This window comes from Pseudoalteromonas sp. SIMBA_162 (genome assembly GCF_046535955.1).
GTDB lineage: Bacteria > Pseudomonadota > Gammaproteobacteria > Enterobacterales > Alteromonadaceae > Pseudoalteromonas > Pseudoalteromonas marina.
This window is the reverse complement of sequence record NZ_JAWJBQ010000325.1, coordinates 1-276: the sequence shown is the minus strand read 5'-3', so window position 1 is coordinate 276 and position 276 is coordinate 1. Positions and strand designations below refer to the sequence as shown.

Here is a 276-nt window from a genome sequence, read left to right as displayed (position 1 = left end):
CAGTAGGGCAAGAAGGAGATCAACATCACGATGGAGAAGCCTGACACGCCGGCCTTGATGGCCACATCTTCACTTTCGGAGGCGAAGATGCGTTGCCAGGTGCACTGCCAGACGAGGTAGAACGGCGCCACCGTCAGCGCAAAGGTCACTACCTCCATCGTCTTGCCCTCGGGCAGCAGGGCGAGGAACTCGATCGGCGTATTGAGCAGGGCATGTTCCAGCCCCCCGGCATAACTCAGGGCAGTGAAGCCCAGCACCATGATGCCGGCGATCAAC

General features: G+C 60.1%; 1 protein-coding gene. It reads right to left on the bottom strand.

The genetic code is table 11. The features are described 5' to 3' along the window. Window positions 1-276, bottom strand: a 276-nt coding sequence (locus R0J88_RS19890; RefSeq protein ID WP_410900861.1) for a hypothetical protein, incomplete at both ends; no start/stop codon positions are given.